The following is a 20,672-nucleotide window of genomic DNA, read 5'->3' on the forward strand; positions in this document are numbered from 1 at the left end:
ATATTTTTATTAACTAGTACTTTGCATAACCTAGTTCCTTGTTGTCCGTATACGGAAAACATTAAAATGATAAACCAAAGGAAAAAATGAAACAACTGTTACTCATCTTATCAATTACAACACTCTTATTTTCTTGTTCGCAAGACAAAAACACTGCGCAATTAGCACCCAAAGACCCGAACGCTTACAAAGCCAGTATTGACAGCCTTTTTAACGCCTATGAAAAAAGTGGGGCGTTTATGGGAAGCATTGCCTTATCGCATAAGGGGGAAGCCATCTACACCATGGCCATTGGCTTTGATGACATCGAAACAAAAAAGAAATCAGATGTCAATACCAAGTACCGCATTGGCTCTGTCTCTAAAACATATACTTCGGTACTCATTTTCAAGGCCATTGAAGAAAATAAACTCACACTAGAGCAGACCATAGAAAGTTATTTCCCAGCAGTAGAAAATGCCAATGACATTACGGTCGCTCAGCTATTACAGCACCGAAGCGGCATTCCTAATTTCACAAGTGACCCAATTTTTTTTAACTACCATACTCAGTATACATCACCCGAAGAGATGCTTGCATTGATTTCTGCTTTAGGCAGTGATTTTGCCCCCGACAGTAAAGGTGAGTACAGCAACTCCAACTATTTCTTACTCGCTCAAATTCTCGAGAAAGTTTATAAGGCTTCTTACGAAATGCTTTTGGAAGAAAAGATTTGGACACCTCTAAACCTTAAAAACACCTATGCCGCCAAGGCCGTAAGCTTGACCAACAATGAAGCTTATTCTTATGATTACAACACAGAATGGGTAAAACTGCCAGAAACGGATATGTCAATTACCAAAGGAGCGGGTTCTATTGTTTCAAGCCCTAGCGAAGTCAACAAGTTTATGGAGGCACTTTTTGCTGGAGAGATAGTATCTGCTCAAAGCCTCGCGTTAATGAAAACAGTCGAGGATGAATATGGAATGGGCTTGGCCCGCTATAAAATAAATGACAGACAGGGCTTTGGTCACCGTGGCACTTTAGATGGATACAAAACTACAGCGATCTATTTCGCCAATGAAAAGTTAGCGATCACAATTGCTTCCAACGCCACAAAAGACAATAACATCAATGAAATTTTTGTCGAGGTTTTGAAATTATACCTCAATGATGCGCCTATTGAGGCATCTGAGGAAGAAGTGAAGAAGTTCACTGGTATTTACATTTCGCCAGAGGACAATGACTCGTTGGTTTTCATCCAAGACAAAAACGTCTTAGTGCTCGTAATCAAAAATGAATTTAAAGAGCCATTGGTTTATAAAGGAAATAATAGGTTTGTCTTTGAACAGCTTTATGTGGAGTCTAGGTCACATACTTTTTCATCAGATGGAACGCAATTAACTTTGGAGCAAGGCGACTACAAAGGCACGTATATTAAGAAGTAGCAATGTGAGCGCAAGTCATTAGGTTTGCGCTTTTTTCTTACCTTCTCACTAATTATTAAATAGAAATAGTGAGAAGGATAAGCCTACCAACAACATTATCATAACCTACAAATGCTGTCCTCCTGAGTATAAAATCTCCTCTACTAAAAAGGTTACTACGGGATGACTTAGCGCTAGTTTTGGTGCAACCTTGAATCATCTTGTTAACTTATACCAGGATTAAATGTTAAACCTGTCAACCTATTTCAGGACGAGACAATCAATCCCCCAGCCCCTTGGCCAAGGGGGACGTGGTAACGACAACTCACCTGTCAAACTAACTGGTTCGGTTTAGCTCTATAGCTAAGTAATATTAACACAAGCTAAAGCAAAAACATCAACCTCAGCTCAGCCGTAGCCTTCTTCCCCCTTAGAAAAAGGGGGCTAGGGGGATTTAGCCTGACCCACAAATACTGTCCGCCTAAGTAAAAATCTACACTACTGAAAAACCCCGAAATCTCGGGGCCTACAGGATGACTTAACGCTCGCTTTGGTACAACCTTGAATTCTGTTGTTAACTTATGCCAGGATTAAATGTTAAACCTGTCAACCTATTTCAGGACGAGGCAATCAATCCACAACCCCCTTGGCCAAGGGGGACGTGGTAACGATAATTCACCTTAAATAAACAGGTTCGGTTTAGCTCTATAGCTAAGTAATATTATCACAAGCTAAAGCAAAAAACGCGCGATGATTTCTCCCCGCGCGTCTTTAGTTCATTGATTGCTTCTTAATTCTTTCTTCCCGGTGTCCAAGGCGCACCTGCTTTTTCAAGCGCGACTTCGTATGCCTCTAAGGTTTTATAGAAAGCCTCCACTTGACCTTTGAACTGATTGAAACCCGTTTCAGCGAGACCAAAGTCTCTCTTTTGAGTGGCAGTTGGCAGTTGTGTGGTGCCAGCACTTCCTCCCATGGCAGTTCCTAAACGCGACCTTATGGATGGCGATGTCGCTTCATTAAAAGCAGCAGGAGTCCGATCTCCATTGAGGCCTTTCTGCAAATTGGCCAAGTCTTTACCCAGAGCTTCCCACTGCTCAAATAATGCTGGCGAGGCACCAGGGGTTTTGAGCAGCGCTGCTTTCATAAACCTTAACTTCTCACTGGCTTCGCTCAATCTTCTGCCCGCATTACCCATTTGTCTCGATAGTTCATTGCCCTTTCTTTGGAAAGCGGCTACTTCTTCATAATTCACTCCCTGCGCTGTATTTGGTGCAGCCTTCACCATAAACTCTTGCAGAGCACCTTGCGATTGCAATTGGCCATTGTTCAACACATAAAGTTCAACGCTGTACTTACCAGGAGCCACCATTGGCCCTTGTGGTGTACCTGCCCAAGGTGGCTGAAAAGTCGGGCGGCTTAAGCTAATAGGATCAGAAGCAGGAAGTCTTAAATCCCAATTAGTACGATGTACTCCTTTTTGAGAAGCGCCCTCTAACCATCTAACGGCCTCTCCTTTGGCATCGCGCACGAGCAATAAAACGCTGGCACTACTTTCTTGCCCTTCAAGCCCCAATTGATCCCATCCGGGGAAAGGAATATTCGCGTCTTTGGCTTTCAAGTCATTTTCCGTAGCGGTTCTTTTACTTTTGGCCGTTTGCGGTAATTCGTTTAGGTAATAAGTGATTAAAGCACCGAAAGCAGGGTTCTCAGTTTTAAAGCTTGTTGAGCCTTGTGATGGCATTCCATTGGCCTGCATTGGCGTATTTGGCAAATACCACCATGCATCACGCACAGGGAAGAGTGCGTTAGATTTAGCCGCAAGTACTTTATTCATCGACCTTAGCGGTGTATAATCATCGAGCACATAAATCCCCCTTCCGAAGGTCGCCCCAACAATGTCATTGTCTCTTTCATGTAATTCAATGTCACGGAAAGCGATGGTGGGCACGCCCGAGCCCAATTTGATCCAATTAACGCCCATGTTTGGCGAAAAGTAAATGCCATTTTCAGCACCAATTATCAACAAGTTTTCATCTACATAATCTTGCTTGATCGACCATACCACAGTATTGGCAGGTATATCACCAGCAATTGATTGCCATGACCCTCCACGGTTTTTGCTCATGAATAGGTAAGTGCTATAGTCGCCTTGTTTGTGCGCATCTGCAATGGCGAAAACCATATTCGAATTATGTCGAGAAGCTTCAATATCATTAATGAAAGACAAGGCAGGTACTTTTGGCAAACTCGCCACCTTCTTCCATGTCTGCCCATCGTTTTCACTTACATGAATCAACCCATCATCAGAGCCAGTATACAACAAGCCTTTGTTCAATGGAGATTCTGCAATGGAAGTGAGTGTTGAGAATAGAGACATAGCGCCATTATCATAAAGCGCATCTACACTTGGCACCCTGTCCATCATTTCTAATTCATATCGAACCGTATTCGTGGTAAGGTCTGGGCTGATGGCTTTCCAAGAATCACCTCTATCTTCACTTTTCCACACCCGCTGAGAACCAAAATAAAGGGTTTTACTATTGTAAGCACTCACCTGAATTGGGCTGTCCCAGTTAAATCTTTCTGGCGCCTCGCCCGGAGCGGGTGTTGGCTTTATGCTAATGACCTCTTCGGTTTTTCGGTCCAGTCTGTTCAGCTCTCCCCCTTGGATTTCCATATACACCGTATTTGGATCTTCAGGATCGAACATCGCATCGTAACCATCGGCTCCTAATGGAACGTACCAATCTTGATTGCGAACACCTTCGGTATTGGTGGTTCTAGAAGGGCCTAAAAGTGTACCCAAATCCTGCGCTCCGGCCACGATGTTATAAAACGGCAAGGCATTATCGAGGTCTATTTTATAGAATTGGGCAATCGGTAAATTAGGAAAAAAGCGCCAAGTGGTGCCTTCATCAAAAGTCTCGTAAAGTCCACCATCATTACCTGAAATTAAATGATTGCCATCGGCAGGATCGATCCATAAAGCATGGTTGTCACTGTGCTTTTCGCGTCCTGTGCCCAAGTTATCGAAGCTTTTTCCGCCATCACGTGACACTTGGTAGAATACATCCATCTGATAAATAAGATTCTCGTCTACTGGCGACACTTCAATTTCTTGATAATAATGTGGTCCAGTTCCTCCTGATATATAACTGTTTTGCTTGGCCCAGCTTTCGCCTTTGTCGCTTGATTTGTAAAATCCTTTATTCGAATTATCTCCCTCAATTGTGGCATACACCAATTTTGGGTTAGCAGGTGTAACTGCCAAGCCTATTTTACCTAGGTCTCCCTTTGGCAACCCGGTAGATAGTTTTCTCCAAGTATCACCATTATCGGTTGACTTATAAATTCCTGATTGTGGCCCGCCCGCGAGGAGCGACCATGTCTTTCTTCTGCGTTGGTAAGCCGCTGCATAAAGTACATCAGGGTTGGTAGGGTCGAATTCTACATCTGTCACCCCCGTGTTTTCATCTATTTGAAGTGTGGCCGTCCATGTTTTACCACCGTCTTTCGACTTGTATAAACCACGTTCACCGCCTGCTGACCATAATGGGCCTTCAGCAGCTACAAAAACCACATCGCTATTCCTTGGGTCGACTAAAATTTTACCGATGTGCTCGGATTTCTTTAGCCCCATAGATTCCCATGTTTCGCCCGAATCTCTGCTGCGATAAACGCCATCGCCCCAGCCGACATGGCGTCCACTTACGTTTTCACCCGTACCAACCCATACCGTATTCGTATTGATGGGGTCAATGGTAACTGTGCCTATTGAATAGGAGGCTTGACGATCAAAAACTGGCTTCCAGGTAATCCCTCTATTATTAGTTCTCCAAACCCCACCGGAGCCCGCTGTTACAAACCAGTTACTGCCATCACTAGGGTTTACTGCGATGTCAGAAATACGCCCACCCATCACTGCAGGCCCGACACTTCGGAGTTTAAGGCCGTTGGCGGCTTTTTGTAAATCTGCTGGGGAAGATTGTGCCTTTAGGTTTGATAGTGAAAACAAACAGGCAATAGACAGCATATAAACTGCCTTCACTCTGAACTTATGCATAATAGGTTTTTTTAAGGTTGAAAAAACTAGGTACAGCAATTTAACAATTGTATCGCAAAGGGCTTAACCACTTGTCAATCTAAAACTTGGGTCAATTAGTAGACAAGAGGAGCAATCTCAGAGGGATGGTTCGAATCTGTAGCGTACAATGCTGGATTAGAATTTAATCAGTATTTTGAAGGTTCAAATCATATCAACCATGAAAACACTACTCAGCTCACTTCTCCTTTTAGTTTGCAGTCTCACTTATAGCCAAGAAGCCATGCGCAGGTGGCGAAAACTGAATCAAGTCAGGAACGATAAGTTCGACTTAGTTTTGCCAGAGGCCATGCGAGAAAACAATATCGACATGTGGATTATCATGAACCGTGAAGGTAACCTCGACCCGCTTTATACGGATATGGGCGAAGGCTATGTTGGTTCATTCGGTGGCTATTACATTTTCACTGATCGCGGTGGAGACCGAATCGAAAGGGCATCACTGGGAATTGATGGCTACTTATTAAAACAAGGGGGTGCTTATGATTATTTTGGATCGGTTGATGAACTAAAAGAGTTCGTTTCTGCCCGTGACCCTAAAAGAATTGGCCTTAATATTTCCAAAAACATCGGTGGTGCGGATGGACTTACCCATTCTGGCTATTTAGAGTTGACTGAAATTCTAGGAAAGAAATACGCTGATCGTTTTGTGTCAGCAGAAAAGCTGGTTTCTGATTTCCGATCAAGACGCGTAGCGAGTGAAATTGCCATTTATGGCGAAGCTGGAGAACTCTCCTATACCATTGCAGAAAGGGCCTTGTCGAATGAAGTAATCACACCGGGAGTTACCACTTTGGAAGATGTAGCTTGGTGGATGAAGGAGCAGCAATTCAAACATAATTTAGGTTCTTCTTTTGGAATGCCATCCGTTTATATCACTGGGCCAAATGGTGTAGAAGCCACCTCATCGGATCGAATTATTCAAAGAGGAGATGTACTTATGATTGACTGGGGAGTGGGCCTTATGAACATGTATACAGACATGAAGCGGATGGCCTACGTTTTGAAAGAAGGAGAAACCAAGGTGCCTGCTGGTATTTTGAACGCCTTCGACCAAAGTATCAAAGTACGTGAGATTATCCAGAAAACGATTAAGCCTGGCGTAACGGCTAAACAAGCAGAGACCACTGTATATGCAGCTTTGACCAAAGCTGGTTTTAATCAAATGAAAGGCTTTAATGAGTTTACCGATTTGGATATGACTGATGTGATTATTGGTTCCCATTCAGTTGGTAACTGGGGCCATGGGATAGGCCCATCTATCGCTTATTGGAATCCAGTAAGAATAGAATATGAGTTGAAGCCTTCAAACCTTATCTCTATCGAGTTTTTTGCCTATACCAAAATACCAGAATGGGGAGGGAAGAAATTGAGAGTACCGATAGAAGACGATGCGCTAATCACCTCACGCGGAATAGAATGGCTCTACCCTGTAAATCCGAGGGTTTTGGTAATTAAATAGTATGACCTGTGAATTATTATGAATACAAGAAATACAAAACCATGTATTACTCTAAATCAATGGCCTTATCTGCTAGAATATCAATAAGAGACTTTATTTCTTCCAGCTTTTCGGTGTTACCCAGTTTTTCATGAGCAATAGAAAGATTCCGCAATACACGCACCACCATATCGATATTCGTGCAGGGCTCATAGTATTGATCTTGAGGCGTCAGTTTTAAGTTGGCCACATAATCGTCAACTTCTTTTCTGGAGAAAATCAGCCCACGGTTAAAGGCATTGACATAGAATTGGGTTTCTCCTTGCTTATAAGTAAGCACAAAGAGGTTCGGTAAATTCACTCCGTATATCGGAAGCTTCAGTTTTTGGGCAACCAAAGCGTAAACGATACAAAGTGAAACCGGATTTCCTTTTTTGGTTTGAAGCACCACGCTCATCATTGAGTTTCCGGGCGAATGAAAATTCTTAGTATTCGCCCCAAACTTGAGTTTGTTAAAAATGACCGAATTCAAAACCTTTACCTGATCAACAGGGTGATCCTCTGTTTTAAACTCTAGCCATGCTTCGTAATAAATTTGTTCTAATTGCTTCTTGAGGTCGGCATATTCTAAGTCGGGGTATTGATAGGTATTCACCAACCACATTCCTTCTAGTAGGTCTTCACCCTCCTTTTCTTTCCAGGCCTCCAGTTTTTCTCTCAACAACTGAAACTGAAGTGAATGCACCAGTTCTTCAATTCTCTTTTGCACAGTAGGATTAAAACTCCCCTCCCATTCAAATTCCAAATAGGGGATAATGTGCGTACCGAGCGACTTGATCTTACCTTCTACATGATCAACTACTTCAGCGTCATCATCTTCTAGCAACGAAATCAGTGCTTTTAATTCTTTATTACTCAGGTTTTCTGTTTCGTTCATTATCAGGTTTGAATGATCCCTACATTGAATTGTTCACGAATTGGTGCATGATTGGCCGCTTGAATTCCCTTGGCAATCACCTTTCTGGTGTCCAAAGGATCGATGATGCCATCTACCCAAATTCTGGAAGCAGCATAATATGGGCTCAATTGCTCATTGTAGCTGTCTGTGATTTCTTCTAACAGTTTTTTCTCCGCTTCGGGTTCAATTATTTTCCCCTGCTTTTTCAAGGAGGCCACTTTAATCTGAAGCAATGTTTTGGCTGCTGCTGCCCCACTCATTACCGCCATTTGGGCCGTTGGCCAAGCGTAAATCAATCGTGGGTCATAGGCCTTTCCGCACATGGCATAGTTGCCTGCTCCGTAAGAATTACCAATTAAGATGGTAAATTTTGGCACCACAGAATTGGCCATGGCATTTACCATTTTGGCTCCATCTTTAATAATACCACCATGTTCTGCTCGGCTACCCACCATAAAACCACTCACGTCTTGTAAAAAGACCAATGGGATTTTTCGCTGGTTGCAGTTCATAATAAATCGGGCAGACTTATCGGCTGAATCGGAATAGATTACTCCACCCATCTGCATTTCCCCTTTTTTCGACTTTACGATCAATCGCTGATTTGCTACTATTCCTACAGCCCAACCATCGATTCGGGCATAACAGCAAACAATAGATTTGCCATAAGCTTCTTTGTATTCGTCAAACTCTGAGTCATCTACTATGCGTTTGATGATCTCTTTGATTTCGTAAGGCTTTACCCTACTGTCTGGCATAATGCCATAAATTTCTTCTGGGTTTTCTTTTGGTGCCTTGGGCTCTTTTCTGTCAAAACCCGCCTTTTCGAAGTCTCCAATTTTATCGAAGACGCTGCGGATGTAATCTAAGCAAGCTTGGTCGTTGGGGAATTTATTATCGGTTACGCCTGATATTTCAGATTGAGTGGTTGCCCCACCTAAGGTTTCATTGTCTATGCTTTCGCCAATGGCGGCTTTCACTAAATAAGAACCGGCTAAGAATATGGATCCAGTCTTGTCTACAATAGCAGCCTCATCACTCATAATGGGTAAATAAGCACCGCCTGCAACACAGCTACCCATAATGGCGGCTACCTGAATAATGCCCATTGAAGACATTTTAGCATTGTTCCGGAACTGTCTTCCAAAGTGTTCTTTGTCCGGGAAAATTTCGTCCTGCATAGGAAGAAACACGCCAGCACTGTCTACCAAATAGATCACCGGCAAGCGATTTTCCATGGCTATTTCTTGGGCACGAAGGTTTTTCTTGGCGGTAATAGGAAACCAGGCGCCAGCTTTCACTGTCGCATCGTTGGCCACAATCATGCAATCACGGCCGCTCACTTGGCCTATTCCTGTCACAACACCTCCAGAAGGGCAACCGCCTTCATCGGCATACATGCCATCGCCAGCAAAGGCCGCTACTTCTAAAAAGTCACTTCCTTCGTCAATCAGGTATTCAATTCTTTCGCGTGCGGTGAGTTTGCCTTTCTTATGCTGAGATTCAATCTTTTCTTCGCCTCCACCCAATTTTACTGCCTTGAGTTTTTCATCGAGTCTATACACCAATTGGCGCATGGTGTCATCGTTTTTATTGAAATCAATATCCATATGCAAGTGTTAGCCCGATAAGACCGGGAGTATGTGTTATTACCTTTAATCTAAAGTAAACCCAAGATTGATGATATCAAAAAGAAGTTAATCGCTCAGGACTTTATTTCTTCTTCTTGTCTGCTGGGGGTCTGTTCTTTCTTCCAAAGATTGAAAAATGAACATAGCGTTTAGGGTTCTCTCTTAAGTCTATGAACAGACTATCCAAATCAGTCATAGAACTATTCAGTGCATTGTACAATGAGTCATTGGTCATCAGCTTCCCTAGCGTACCTTCATTAGAGTTTAGTTTGCTCATGAACTCTTGAGTTCCCAATAAGACCGAATCCATTCGCATCAGTCGAGATTCAATATCAATGGCATTCATTTTTTCACCTAGTTTCGTATACTCTGCAAGTAAAGGCGTTACCCCTCCCATTGCCGCCACCATGGAATCAGTGACATAGTCTATTCTTAACTTTATTTGCTCCATAGCAACATTAACCGAGTCGGTCATATATACCAGCTTATCACTAAAGTACTTAAAATTGTCTATCGCCAAAGCAATGGTGTCGGCTCTTGAAGCAAATGGTTCCAGTACATCATTGATTTTATTCACTACTGAGGTAAGGCTATTGGCTGCAGAAAGGCCTTCTTCCGTAATCATTTCGGCAATACCTCTGTCCATTTCACCACCCAAAAAATCACCGCTCTGAAGTACCCTCTCCCCATTAGGGTTTAAGATTAACTGAACTTCTAGTGCGCCCAGAATATCAGGCTTAGCCAATCTAGCTACCGTGCCTTCCTTCATTTTAATGGTATTATCTATGGCGAGTGTCACCAATATTTCATTGTAAGTATCAGAGCTAAATTTGCGCTCAAGTACAGTCCCAACATTCAGTCCGTTAAGGATTACTCTATCGCCCTTACTTAGGCCACTGATATTACTATACGTAACGTAATAGGTGTTTAACGGGGAAAAAACATCTAGCCCCCTTAAATAGTTGAAACCTATATAGAGTGAGCCCAACATGAGCACCGCAAATAAACCGACCTTAAATTCTCTTCCTTTTGCCACTATCTATTTTGTTGATTCCAAATAGTCAATATAATCTCTGATTCCTCTAAAAATTGCTGAGGCTAAATATTCTTGAACCTCGGCCGAACCGAGTTCCCTTTCCTCCTTTGGGTTTGTAAGATAACCAAGTTCTATCAAAACACTAGGCATAGAAGTATTCCATAATACCCATAAACTTGATTGTTTCACCCCTCTACTCTTCCTCCCTGCCCTTTTAGAAAACTGATCTTCAACATTTTGCGCTAAAAGAATACTGTTTTCTTGATAGGCTTCTTGCATAATAGAAAAAGCAATATTTACTTCAGGGGAGGTAGGATCAAAGCCTTGATACTTCTCTTTATAGTCTTCTTCTAACAAGATTACAGAGTTTTCTCTTTTGGCTACCTCAAAATTTCCACCCTCGTTTTTTACTCCCATTACGTACGTTTCGGTTCCATAAACCCCCTCATTGCCTGCAGGCATTGCGTTGGCGTGTATAGAAACGAATAAATCAGCATCTGCATCATTGGCTATGATGGCACGAACTTTGGGATGGCTGTAATCATCAGTTTTTCTAGTATAAATAACCTCAACGTTGTCTAAAAGTTCATTTAAATACGCACCAACTTTCATGGAAACGGCCAGTACAACATCTTTTTCGAGCAAATTTTTCCCTCGCGTACCAGAGTCTTTTCCGCCATGCCCTGGATCAATCACTACTTTAAATTTAGGCTTAGCAGCTTGAGACATCCCTTGATATGGAGCAAAAACTATTAAAGCCAATGATAAAACAAGGAAAGCAACTCTATTATTTTTTACTTTGGTTCGCATAGAAATGGTTATTAGAATACCTTTACACAAAAATCTGAATTTTTTCCATAAAGCGAAAAATCCTTTGGTCTCTGTTAAAAACATATCTTTCATATTAGTTTTACTACTGACGGCATTTGGCCTGAGGGCCCAAGAAGGAAGTTTAAAGAATGATCCTGTTAAAATCGAACCCACTCCACTCGGCACCAGCCCAACAACAACCAGACCAGTTGGCACAGACACCCTCAAAATCAACAATAACGGCATAGAAACTACAATTCTGTACTATGCAGAAGATTCGATCATTACCAAAACTGCTACGAATGTAACGTACTTATATGGAAATGCTTACATAGAGTATGGTGATATTAAACTAGATGCTGCACAAATTATTATTGACCGAAATCAAAATGAGCTTATTGCTAAAGGAGTACAAGACTCTACAGGCAGCTGGATTGGCCTACCTGTTTTTCAAGACAAGGGTGGAGTATATGAAACTCGGGGCATTCGCTATAATTTCGCAACTAACCGTGCAAAAATTACCGGGGTAGTTACCAAGCAAGATGAAGGCTACGTCTCGGGCGAAGAAATCAAAAAGAACCAAGACGGGAGTGCATATATTAAGGGTGGCAAATTTATTCCTTGTGCCGACCTTCTCGCCACTACCTACATTAGGGCCGACAAAATCAAGGTGATTCCAGGGGATAAAATCATTACTGGGCCTGCACAACTATATATTGGAGATATCCCCACCATTTTCGCTTTGCCTTTTGCTTTTTTTCCAGATGTTAAAAGTGATGCGCAGTCAGGGATTCTTTTCCCAAAGTATGGTGAAGAAAGGGTGCGAGGAATTTTCTTGCGCGAAGGCGGTTATTTCTTTGGCAACAACGAGTACATAAGAACAGCTGTAACTGGTGACTATTACTCCAAAGGTAGCTTCGGATTAAATGTGAGGTCTACTTATAAAAAGCGCTATAAATATAGCGGCAGTGTAGACTTAAAGTTCAGTAAGAGCAAAACCCCGGAAATAGACGAAAACCCTTTAAATTCAAATGACTTTTGGGTTTCCATTTCCCATAGACCCGAGACCAAGGGTAAAACACGTTTCTCTGCCAGTGTAAATGCAGGAACGAGTTCATACAATAACAACAACATCAATACTGAGAATTTCCAGAATAATATCCGTTCAGAATTCCGTTCCAACATATCTCTAGCGGGAAGTTTCGCAAACAACAAATTCAGTTATGGTTTAAGCGCACGCCACTCGCAGAACATTCAAACGAACATTCTTGATGTATCCTTGCCCGAATTTTCATTGAGCATGACCAGGGTAATGCCATTTTCATTTGCCGAACAAGAAGCACTAAAAAGGCTTTCTTTCTCATGGGCCTTCAGTACATCAAATAAGATCACCAACTTGGTGAGGCCAAATACAGCTGGATTCGATATTTCTAACAGCACCAATGAGGCCGACACCATTGCCGTTACATTTGCCAAACTTCCTGAGTTATTTGCAAATGCTCAAAACGGAGCACGGCATTCAATTCCTATTTCTACTTCATTCCCTCTACTAGAAAATTTCAATGTTTCTCCTTCTGTCAGTTTTCAAGAACTATGGTATTTAGAAGAGTTGGATTACACTTATTTAGAAGATGAAAATGCGGTCCGAATTGATACGTTAAACGGTTTTTCTAGGGCCACTACATATGGTGCAAGTGTTAGTGTTAATACTCAGTTATACGGCATCAAAAACTTCAAACCCAGCAGTAAAATTGAATCGATACGACATATCATGTATCCTAGTCTCAGTTTCAGTTATAGCCCTGATTTTGGTCAAGAAAAGTATGGTTATTACAAAAACATACAAGTAGACACCACCTCAACGGGGGAACCAGTTTATCGCTTTTTATCTAAATACAACGGTTTTGCATTTGGAAGCCCAACTTTAGGAGAATCAGCATCCATAGGCTTTAGTTTAAATAACAAAGTAGAAATGAAGGTAAGAAGTGACACTGCCAAATCGGAAAAGGTGTCAATTTTTGAAAATTTATCTTTTTCTACCAACTATAACTTCTTGGCAGATTCGTTTAACCTTTCGGACTATAACATTAGCGCTCGAACTAGCCTGTTCAAGAAAAAAATTGACCTCAGCGCGGCTATGACCATAGACCCATACACTTACCTGACCACCAATGATGGCGAAGGAGATATAGTTAGAAGATTGGACGTAGTTGCACTGACCCAAGGAAAGGGCATTGGAAAGATTAGGAGCGGACGTTTTTCCCTAAGTACAAACCTCAACTCCAAGACATCGAGCAACAATTCGTCTTCATCGGTGAGAAGCACTGGAGCTGGCGGCCTAGCAACTATTGAGGGAGGTGGACTTGATGGTGGTTTTGATAACGGCCCTGACGATGGCTATGGCACTTTGAACAACGGAGAAATGAAGAATCAACAGCGGGTGCCTCAGTATTTTGACGACCCCAATGCCTACATTGATATTTCGGTGCCATGGAATATTAGGTTCAGTTATAATTACTCCTTTGGTCAGAGCTTATTCAACAATAAATTTACCACCACCACACGTCAGTCTATCAGAATGAATGGTCAGGTGGCCATCTCTGAAAAGTGGCAACTCACTTTCAATACGGGTTACGATGTAGAATTAAAAGAATTCACACAAAGCTCCTTGGGTGTTTACCGCGACCTCGGCTGCTGGGAATTAAGCGGCAACTGGATTCCATTTGGCCGATTTACCTCCTACTCTATCGATATTCAAATCAAAGCTTCGGCCCTTAAAGATTTAAAACTAAGCCGCAGAAGAAGCTTCTTCGATAATTGATTTTTTAATATGTTATATCTTAGGTGATAGATGATAGAGGTTAGACTAAAAGACAAACCGCCTTTCCGCCCTTGTTCGTGTTCTTCACCAACAAGCCACCAATTAGTTAGTCGCTAAAAGGAAGTTTTTATAAATTACGTGGGATATGAACGGTATAAATTTGGCGGATATTTAACGTTGAACTTTATACCTACGAAATACAAAGCCACAATGAAAAAGATGCTCATTCATATCCTGTCCTGCTTTCTGCTATTTAGCTGTAGTTCAAAGGGCAACAACGAACGGAGATCAACACCCAACCTATGGAAAGTCAAAAAGAATTAGCCATTGGAGATAGAATTAAACTATTTGGCGGGTACGATTAAGAACCTAAGTATCTGCAAAACCCAAAAGTGAGTTCTAAGCTAGGAACAGTTCTTATGTTTATTGACTCTGAGCGTGGAGATAAATCAGCAGTAGTAGAACTTGATGAACAAATCGTTGGTGATTCGATAACAACTAAAATAATCATTATCAGCGCACGATATGAAAACCAAGATTGGTCAACAAATGGCCCCGTACATATAGAACTACGTAAACAGATGCCCGATTTTCATTTCAACATGCAAAACCCTAAAGGAGAATGGATAGAGGCTGCTGCATCTTATAAAGTTCTGTAATCAATGAATGAGAACGAAACAACATTTCCGCCCTTCTTGGTGTTCTTCATCAACAAGCCGCCAGTAGTTAGTCACTATAAAGAAGTTTTTGATAAATTACATGAGATATAGACGCCAAAATGTAGTGGATATATAACGTTAGCCGCAATTGGGGAGAACTGGACTGATTGTTTTAGAAAAAAGCAATAGTTCACACCTTTCCAAATTGATTTCAAAAGCTAACACAAAATAGAAACTGACACGAAACTTGTTTTAATCTAAAACCAACCTTTGTTAAACAACTGAAAACCATCGACTAATTTTAAATTAATCAGTATAGAAAATGGACTTTCCTTATTACAAATCAACATCTCAGAAAGGAAACAATGGCCTTACAATTCTCACACACATCGTGCAAAAAAAATTAGGGTGGATTGTACGACCAAATCATAATGAGACAGATTTTGGTATTGATGCTTATTTAGACTTAATAACTGAATTTGGACAAGTCACAGGTAAAACTATAGCCTCTCAAGTAAAAACAGGAGGTTCATACTTTAATGAAAAAAACAACTTAGGATGGGTATATAGAGATGACATGAGTCATTTAAATTATTATCTAAACCATGATATTCCCGTGGTGGTCTTTTTAGTTGACGATATAAAAGAAGAAGTCTATTGGTGCTATTGTGACCCGATGCAAACTGAAAAAGCAGGTGAAAATTGGAAAATCACAATCCCATTTAATCAAAAATTAGAACAAGACTCAAGAGAAATATTAACTAAATACGTAAGTCCAGTTAAAGATTATGTCTCTCAACTCAATCACTTTTGGGAAGAGAATGAAAGACTTAAAGAGTCTGAGAGGCTGATCTTTCTCATTGAGAAAGAAGATATTCAAAGCAATTATTATAATTCATTAATAGCAGGGTTAAATCGAATTCAAATAAACCCTACCCTTGTTAGTAACTTAAGAGGTAAAGTAGAGATTCTAATACTTGGTTATGATTTTGATAAACGTGAATTACCTGAAATACCAGAAGTAAAAAAATGGGTGCGAAAAATTTTTAATGACACTATAGGGCTATCATATTTTTTACCTAAACAGGGAAATGAAGGATTCTTTTTAGTTCTAATGATGTGCTTCATGAAATATGAAATTTTACCCGATTCTGATTTTCAAAGGGACGGAAAAACTACTTACAAAATCAAAATGGATAATACTGACAGTACATTTCTCAATTTAGTTTTTCATGATTTAAACAAGTTTACTCACAAACACAATCTCCCTAAAGGTACTAACATGGAAATTTCATTTGAAATCGGAGAAAAAATTATTGGACAATAATTGGTTTAAAAACTGTGTATAACACTTAGTTGGTTCAGTGGGTTATCACAGGGTTGTGGTTACTTGTAAGTCTGCCAAACCAACAACCTTAAACACATATCAACATCAAAAAAAGCCATTCTGCTTTCGCAAAATGGCTTTCTATATTTTTAGATTGGGTTAAATGTTATTTCAACCAGCCCTCAATTTCTTCTAGGCTAGCTGCTGCAAGTCTTGAAGCTTGAGCTTCTTTCTCATACCCCCCATATCGTTGAGCAGTTTTGAAGCCGTTTGTTCTTTGAGTGGCCCAATGGCATTAATGTTCAGTTTTCTAAGAGTTTAAACGAGCACCAACCACTGTTAAGCCACCAAAAATTATATAACAATTTGAAGTTGATTAGATATTGGTGTAATTTTACACCAAAACTACCAAATGTCTAGACAGAGTATTTCATTCACAAAGCCAAACGATGAATGGCTAAAAGCCCAAGTTGATAGCAACGAATATTCAAGCAAAAGTGAGCTGGTGAATGACTTAATTCGCCAAGCGCGCAAGCAACAAACTCAAATTGATTGGATAAAATCGAAAATTGAGAAAGCTGAGAAAAGTGGTTTTACTTCAGATTCTAAAGAGCAAATCTTAGCTCAATCAAAGTCACTTCTGAATGGCTAAATTCAAACTGAGCAACACCGCCAAAGAAGATTTAATTAGAATCCATCATTTTGGAGTGAGTAAGTTTGGAGTGCAGCAAGCGGACAAATATTTTAATGATTTCTTTACGGCTTTTGAAAATATCGCAGAAAGGCCATTCTCTTTCGAATCGGTGGATTTTATAAAAACTGGATACCGCAGATGTGTTTCAGGTTCGGACAGTATTTATTTTAGAGTTGCTAACGGCACCGTTGAAATAATGACCATTATTGGGAAGCAAGATCTTGAAAAGTTAAATAGCGGCTCATAACGTTTGTTGTTACAACCTTTAAACAACAACCCTAACCCATAAACACATCAAAAAAAGCCATTCTGCTTTCGCAAAATGGCTTTCTGTATTTTTAGATTGGGTTAAATATTACTTTAACCAGCCTTCTATTTCTTCTAAGCTAGCGGCTGCAACCTCTTGAAGTTTGAGCTTCTTTCTCATACCCCCCATATCGTTGAGCAGTTTAGAAGCCGTTTGTTCTTTGAGTTGCGCAATGGTATTGATGTTCAGTTTACGAAGAATTTGAACCAGTTCTAATCGAACGCCTTCTTTTACAAACTCTTCATCCGTAGCCATTTTGGCTTTCTTCTCTGGTTTCATTTGAGGGAAGAACAACACATCCTGAATCGATTTTGAGTTGGTCATAATCATCGACAATCGATCGATACCAATGCCCAAACCAGCGGTTGGCGGCATGCCGTATTCCAAGGCACGAAGGAAATCTTCATCCAAGGTCATGGCTTCATCATCCCCTCTTTTGCCCAGCTCAAGCTGCTCTTCAAAACGCTCTCTTTGATCAATTGGATCGTTCAATTCAGAGAATGCATTACAGATTTCTTTTCCGTTACAAATAGCTTCGAAACGCTCCACCAAACCTTCTTTAGTACGGTGCTTTTTCGCCAATGGCGACATTTCCACCGGATAATCCGTGATGTAAGTAGGCTGAATCAGCTTGCCTTCACAGTGCTCACCAAAAATTTCATCAATGAGTTTTCCTTTACCCATCGACTCATCATTCGGCACTTTAAGTTTCTTGGCCGTCTCTCTCAATTCAGCCTCATCCATTTCAGAAATGTCAATTCCTGTAAAGTGCTCAATGGCTTCGAACATGGTGTAACGCTTCCAAGGACGTTGGAAATCGATTACGTTTTCACCCACCTGAACTTTGGTCGTTCCGTGTAAGTCAATGGCTACTTTCTCTACCATTTCCTCCACTAAATCCATCATCCAATTGTAATCCTTATAAGCCACATAAAGCTCTACTTGGGTGAATTCTGGATTATGGAAACGTGACATTCCTTCGTTTCTGAAATCTTTAGAGAATTCGAAAACGCCATCGAAGCCACCTACAATTAATCTTTTGAGGTACAATTCATTGGCAATTCGCATGTAAAGCGTCATGTCCAAAGTATTGTGATGTGTTTTGAAAGGCCTTGCTGCTGCCCCACCATACAAAGGCTGAAGGATTGGCGTCTCCACTTCTAAGTAACCTCTGTCGGCCAAGAACTGGCGCATTGAGTTTACCATGTGCGTTCTTTTAATGAAAGCCTCTCTTACATGAGGGTTCACCACCAAATCCACATAACGCTGTCTATAACGCTGCTCTGGATCGGTAAAGGCATCGTGTACTTTGCCTTCTGCATCGGTTTTTGGTAATGGAAGTGGCTTTAAGGATTTAGTAAGCACAGTCATTTCTGTCACGTGCACAGAAATTTCACCTACCTGTGTTTTAAACACATAGCCTTTGATTCCAACAATGTCGCCAATGCTTAAAATCTTTTTGAAAACGGTATTGTAAAGGGTTTTGTCTTCGCCTTCGCAAATATCATCTCTTCTTACATAGACCTGAATACGGCCTTGTGTATCTTGAATTTCGGCAAAAGATGCGGAGCCCATAATTCTACGGCTCATCATTCTACCGGCAATGGTCACTTCCTTATAGCCTTCAGGATTCTTATCAAAACCTTCCTTAATTCCCTTAGAATAGTGAGTTACCTCATAGGTTTCTGAAGGATATGGATTGATACCGAGCTTTTGAAGTTCCTCCCGCTCTTGTCTTCTGACAATTTCCTGTTCGCTTAAAATCTGCATTGCTTTATTTTTTTCGAGGCGCAATTTAGTCATTCACCGACATTTATTAAACAATTAAAAGCGGTCTCTATTCACTATTGAAAAAAATTACTCCTAAATAATTAGGAGTTGTCCGAAAACTTTAAGACTTTTCCGAAAGAATTAGGAGTTATGAAAGACTTAACAAAAGCTGAAGAGCAAATAATGCAGATCGTTTGGGAGCATGACAACATGTTCATCAAAGACATTGTAGACCAAATGCCTGAGCCAAAACCAGCCTATAATACGGTGGGTACTTTCTTGAAAATTTTGGAAACCAAAGGTTTTGTAAACAGAGAGAAAGTAGGAAATACGTTTTCTTATTCCGCCACGGTGAAAAAGAAAGCCTATACCAAAAAGTCGATGAACGGACTTTTGAGCAATTATTTTGAAGGCTCGGCCGAAAAGCTGTTTTCATTTATGATGCAGGAGAAAAAGCTAAGCCCTGAACAAGTGGAAGATTTGATGCAAAAACTAAAAGACCATGAATAGCTATTTAATAGAGTCCTCGATTTGCCTGGCAAGCTTTTATGGCTTCTATTGGCTTTTTCTGCGGGGGGAAAAGTTACTTTCCGTCAACAGATTTTATTTGGTGTTTACGGTGTTGGCTTCAATGCTCATTCCTTTATTGAATTTCGAAAGCCAATTTGCTTTCACTTCAGTAAAAGCTTTAGCGGCTAAAGCCTCCTCTACTACTCAGATTGGGGTATCAGAAATCGCTACTCAAGGAAACCCCTTGATTTCCATTGAAGCCATATACCTGATTGGTTTGATCGTCTCCATCTGCATCCTCGTCTTCAAATTATTTATCGTGAAGCGAAAAGTGGGCAAATGGCCTTCGTTCCAGAACAATAAAATTGAAGTAATTGAAACCGAAGGAAATGACGCTTATAGCTTCTTCAACACCATTTTTGTGGGCAAGGAACTGAACAAAAATGAAAGCTTAAAGCAGCAAATCATTACCCATGAACTTGCTCATATTGAAGGAAGACATTCGTTGGACTTACTCATTTTTGAAGTACTCAAATGTGTTTATTGGTTCAATCCTTTTAGTTACTTCTACGCTAAATCCATCCGCCTTCAGCATGAATATATAGCCGATCATTCAGTATTGAAGCGTACCCATCCAAAGCATTACGAAAGGTCATTATTGCAATTCGCCTTGGCCAAAGTGAACAGCAGCTTGATTTCAAGTTTTAACGAACACCCTATTCAGAAAAGATTAAAAATGATTCAAAAACTAAACTCAAATGTCATGAACAAATTAAAACCATTACTCGCCCTGCCTATTTTAGGCCTCTTATTTATTGCCTACGCTTGTACGGATGTTGTCGAACCCGTATTGGTAGATGAAATCGAAGAAGTTGTAATCGATCTGGATGTTCAAATCGATTCTAGTTATCAGCCACACCTTGATTCAGCACGTATTTTTGAAGGGCAAGAAATTAACCTTGATGTAACAATAGAACCAGAACAAGTATTTGAAGTCAGAAGTGTTAAAAGTGAATTCAAACTACCAACTGAAAACGAATGGCAAAGCCTTAAAGACCACCCGTCTGTCAAAAGCACTTTTACTAAAGAAGGCATAGAAATATTAGAAATTCCTGATGACCTAATTGTTGAAAAGCCAGTGATTACAGTAAAAGGCGTTAGAAGAAGTAATAATTAAGATTGAAACAACACGCATTAAAA

Annotated in this window: 15 protein-coding genes; 9 read left to right on the top strand and 6 right to left on the bottom strand. The window is 40.7% G+C overall.

The window, feature by feature from the left end; genetic code table 11:
- Positions 1 to 86: 86 nt before the first annotated feature.
- Positions 87 to 1,427 (top strand): serine hydrolase domain-containing protein, encoded by a 1,341-nt coding sequence (locus tag VOI17_RS10810; protein WP_323757261.1) that lies wholly within the window; start codon positions 87 to 89, stop codon positions 1,425 to 1,427.
- Positions 1,428 to 2,196: 769 nt separating this feature from the next.
- On the opposite strand, the gene VOI17_RS10815 is transcribed toward VOI17_RS10810, so the two are convergent.
- The gene (locus VOI17_RS10815) at positions 2,197 to 5,469 is read right to left on the bottom strand and encodes a VPS10 domain-containing protein (RefSeq protein WP_323757262.1); all 3,273 of its coding nucleotides are present in this window, start codon (positions 5,467 to 5,469) and stop codon (positions 2,197 to 2,199) included.
- A gap of 199 nt (positions 5,470 to 5,668) precedes the next feature.
- Between VOI17_RS10815 and VOI17_RS10820 the strand changes: the two genes are divergently transcribed.
- Complete coding sequence (locus VOI17_RS10820) at positions 5,669 to 6,970, top strand: M24 family metallopeptidase (RefSeq protein ID WP_323757263.1); 1,302 nt, start codon at positions 5,669 to 5,671, stop codon at positions 6,968 to 6,970.
- 46 nt (positions 6,971 to 7,016) lie between these two features.
- On the opposite strand, the gene VOI17_RS10825 is transcribed toward VOI17_RS10820, so the two are convergent.
- The 4 genes from VOI17_RS10825 to VOI17_RS10840 all read right to left on the bottom strand — a co-directional run bounded on the left by VOI17_RS10825 (position 7,017) and on the right by VOI17_RS10840 (position 11,384).
- Complete coding sequence (locus VOI17_RS10825) at positions 7,017 to 7,886, bottom strand: transglutaminase-like domain-containing protein (protein WP_323757264.1); 870 nt, start codon at positions 7,884 to 7,886, stop codon at positions 7,017 to 7,019.
- Between the two features lie 2 nt (positions 7,887 to 7,888).
- Positions 7,889 to 9,517: an acyl-CoA carboxylase subunit beta gene (locus tag VOI17_RS10830; RefSeq protein WP_323757265.1), complete on the bottom strand. Its 1,629-nt coding sequence runs from the start codon at positions 9,515 to 9,517 to the stop codon at positions 7,889 to 7,891.
- Positions 9,518 to 9,620: 103 nt separating this feature from the next.
- Entirely contained in the window at positions 9,621 to 10,574 is a 954-nt protein-coding gene (locus VOI17_RS10835; protein ID WP_323757266.1) for an MlaD family protein, read from the bottom strand.
- A gap of 3 nt (positions 10,575 to 10,577) precedes the next feature.
- Positions 10,578 to 11,384, bottom strand: a complete 807-nt coding sequence (locus VOI17_RS10840) for an N-acetylmuramoyl-L-alanine amidase (protein WP_323757267.1) — start codon at positions 11,382 to 11,384, stop codon at positions 10,578 to 10,580.
- 64 nt (positions 11,385 to 11,448) lie between these two features.
- On the opposite strand from VOI17_RS10840, the gene VOI17_RS10845 reads away from it, so the two are divergent.
- From VOI17_RS10845 to VOI17_RS10865, 5 genes are all read left to right on the top strand, one after another.
- The gene (locus VOI17_RS10845) at positions 11,449 to 14,205 is read left to right on the top strand and encodes a putative LPS assembly protein LptD (RefSeq protein ID WP_323757268.1); all 2,757 of its coding nucleotides are present in this window, start codon (positions 11,449 to 11,451) and stop codon (positions 14,203 to 14,205) included.
- Positions 14,206 to 14,597: 392 nt separating this feature from the next.
- A complete protein-coding gene (locus tag VOI17_RS10850) occupies positions 14,598 to 14,864 on the top strand; it encodes a hypothetical protein (RefSeq protein WP_323757269.1) in 267 nt (88 codons plus the stop codon).
- Between the two features lie 322 nt (positions 14,865 to 15,186).
- The gene (locus VOI17_RS10855) at positions 15,187 to 16,191 is read left to right on the top strand and encodes a DUF4365 domain-containing protein (RefSeq protein ID WP_323757270.1); all 1,005 of its coding nucleotides are present in this window, start codon (positions 15,187 to 15,189) and stop codon (positions 16,189 to 16,191) included.
- Between the two features lie 412 nt (positions 16,192 to 16,603).
- The gene (locus VOI17_RS10860) at positions 16,604 to 16,843 is read left to right on the top strand and encodes a ribbon-helix-helix domain-containing protein (protein ID WP_323757271.1); all 240 of its coding nucleotides are present in this window, start codon (positions 16,604 to 16,606) and stop codon (positions 16,841 to 16,843) included.
- Positions 16,836 to 17,132 carry a type II toxin-antitoxin system RelE/ParE family toxin gene (locus VOI17_RS10865; protein ID WP_323757272.1) on the top strand — a complete coding sequence of 99 codons (297 nt, stop codon included), beginning with the start codon at positions 16,836 to 16,838 and terminating at the stop codon, positions 17,130 to 17,132. Before VOI17_RS10860 ends, VOI17_RS10865 begins: the two co-directional genes overlap by 8 nt.
- Before the next feature lie 108 nt (positions 17,133 to 17,240).
- On the opposite strand, the gene lysS is transcribed toward VOI17_RS10865, so the two are convergent.
- Positions 17,241 to 18,962, bottom strand: coding sequence for a lysine--tRNA ligase (gene lysS, locus VOI17_RS10870; RefSeq protein WP_323757273.1), 1,722 nt, complete (start codon positions 18,960 to 18,962; stop codon positions 17,241 to 17,243).
- A 150-nt stretch (positions 18,963 to 19,112) separates the two neighbouring features.
- Between lysS and VOI17_RS10875 the strand changes: the two genes are divergently transcribed.
- Together VOI17_RS10875 and VOI17_RS10880 are read left to right on the top strand one after the other, a co-directional pair.
- On the top strand, positions 19,113 to 19,472 hold the full coding sequence (locus tag VOI17_RS10875; RefSeq protein ID WP_323757274.1) for a BlaI/MecI/CopY family transcriptional regulator: 360 nt from the start codon (positions 19,113 to 19,115) through the stop codon (positions 19,470 to 19,472).
- Positions 19,465 to 20,649 carry a M56 family metallopeptidase gene (locus tag VOI17_RS10880; protein WP_323757275.1) on the top strand — a complete coding sequence of 395 codons (1,185 nt, stop codon included), beginning with the start codon at positions 19,465 to 19,467 and terminating at the stop codon, positions 20,647 to 20,649. The genes VOI17_RS10875 and VOI17_RS10880 overlap by 8 nt, the downstream gene beginning before the upstream one ends.
- The last annotated feature ends 23 nt before the right edge of the window (positions 20,650 to 20,672 follow it).

It is taken from the genome of Roseivirga sp. (genome assembly GCF_034669765.1).
GTDB lineage: Bacteria > Bacteroidota > Bacteroidia > Cytophagales > Cyclobacteriaceae > Roseivirga.

What these genes read in the sequence shown, in the direction of transcription:
- VOI17_RS10830 (WP_323757265.1), bottom strand. Translation starts at nt 9,517, where the DNA reads ATGGATATTGATTTCAATAAAAACGATGACACCATGCGCCAATTGGTG.
- VOI17_RS10855 (WP_323757270.1), top strand. Translation starts at nt 15,187, where the DNA reads ATGGACTTTCCTTATTACAAATCAACATCTCAGAAAGGAAACAATGGC.
- VOI17_RS10840 (WP_323757267.1), bottom strand. Translation starts at nt 11,384, where the DNA reads ATGCGAACCAAAGTAAAAAATAATAGAGTTGCTTTCCTTGTTTTATCA.
- VOI17_RS10815 (WP_323757262.1), bottom strand. Translation starts at nt 5,469, where the DNA reads ATGCATAAGTTCAGAGTGAAGGCAGTTTATATGCTGTCTATTGCCTGT.
- VOI17_RS10810 (WP_323757261.1), top strand. Translation starts at nt 87, where the DNA reads ATGAAACAACTGTTACTCATCTTATCAATTACAACACTCTTATTTTCT.
- VOI17_RS10860 (WP_323757271.1), top strand. Translation starts at nt 16,604, where the DNA reads ATGTCTAGACAGAGTATTTCATTCACAAAGCCAAACGATGAATGGCTA.
- VOI17_RS10825 (WP_323757264.1), bottom strand. Translation starts at nt 7,886, where the DNA reads ATGAACGAAACAGAAAACCTGAGTAATAAAGAATTAAAAGCACTGATT.
- lysS (WP_323757273.1), bottom strand. Translation starts at nt 18,962, where the DNA reads ATGCAGATTTTAAGCGAACAGGAAATTGTCAGAAGACAAGAGCGGGAG.
- VOI17_RS10865 (WP_323757272.1), top strand. Translation starts at nt 16,836, where the DNA reads ATGGCTAAATTCAAACTGAGCAACACCGCCAAAGAAGATTTAATTAGA.
- VOI17_RS10875 (WP_323757274.1), top strand. Translation starts at nt 19,113, where the DNA reads ATGAAAGACTTAACAAAAGCTGAAGAGCAAATAATGCAGATCGTTTGG.
- VOI17_RS10820 (WP_323757263.1), top strand. Translation starts at nt 5,669, where the DNA reads ATGAAAACACTACTCAGCTCACTTCTCCTTTTAGTTTGCAGTCTCACT.
- VOI17_RS10880 (WP_323757275.1), top strand. Translation starts at nt 19,465, where the DNA reads ATGAATAGCTATTTAATAGAGTCCTCGATTTGCCTGGCAAGCTTTTAT.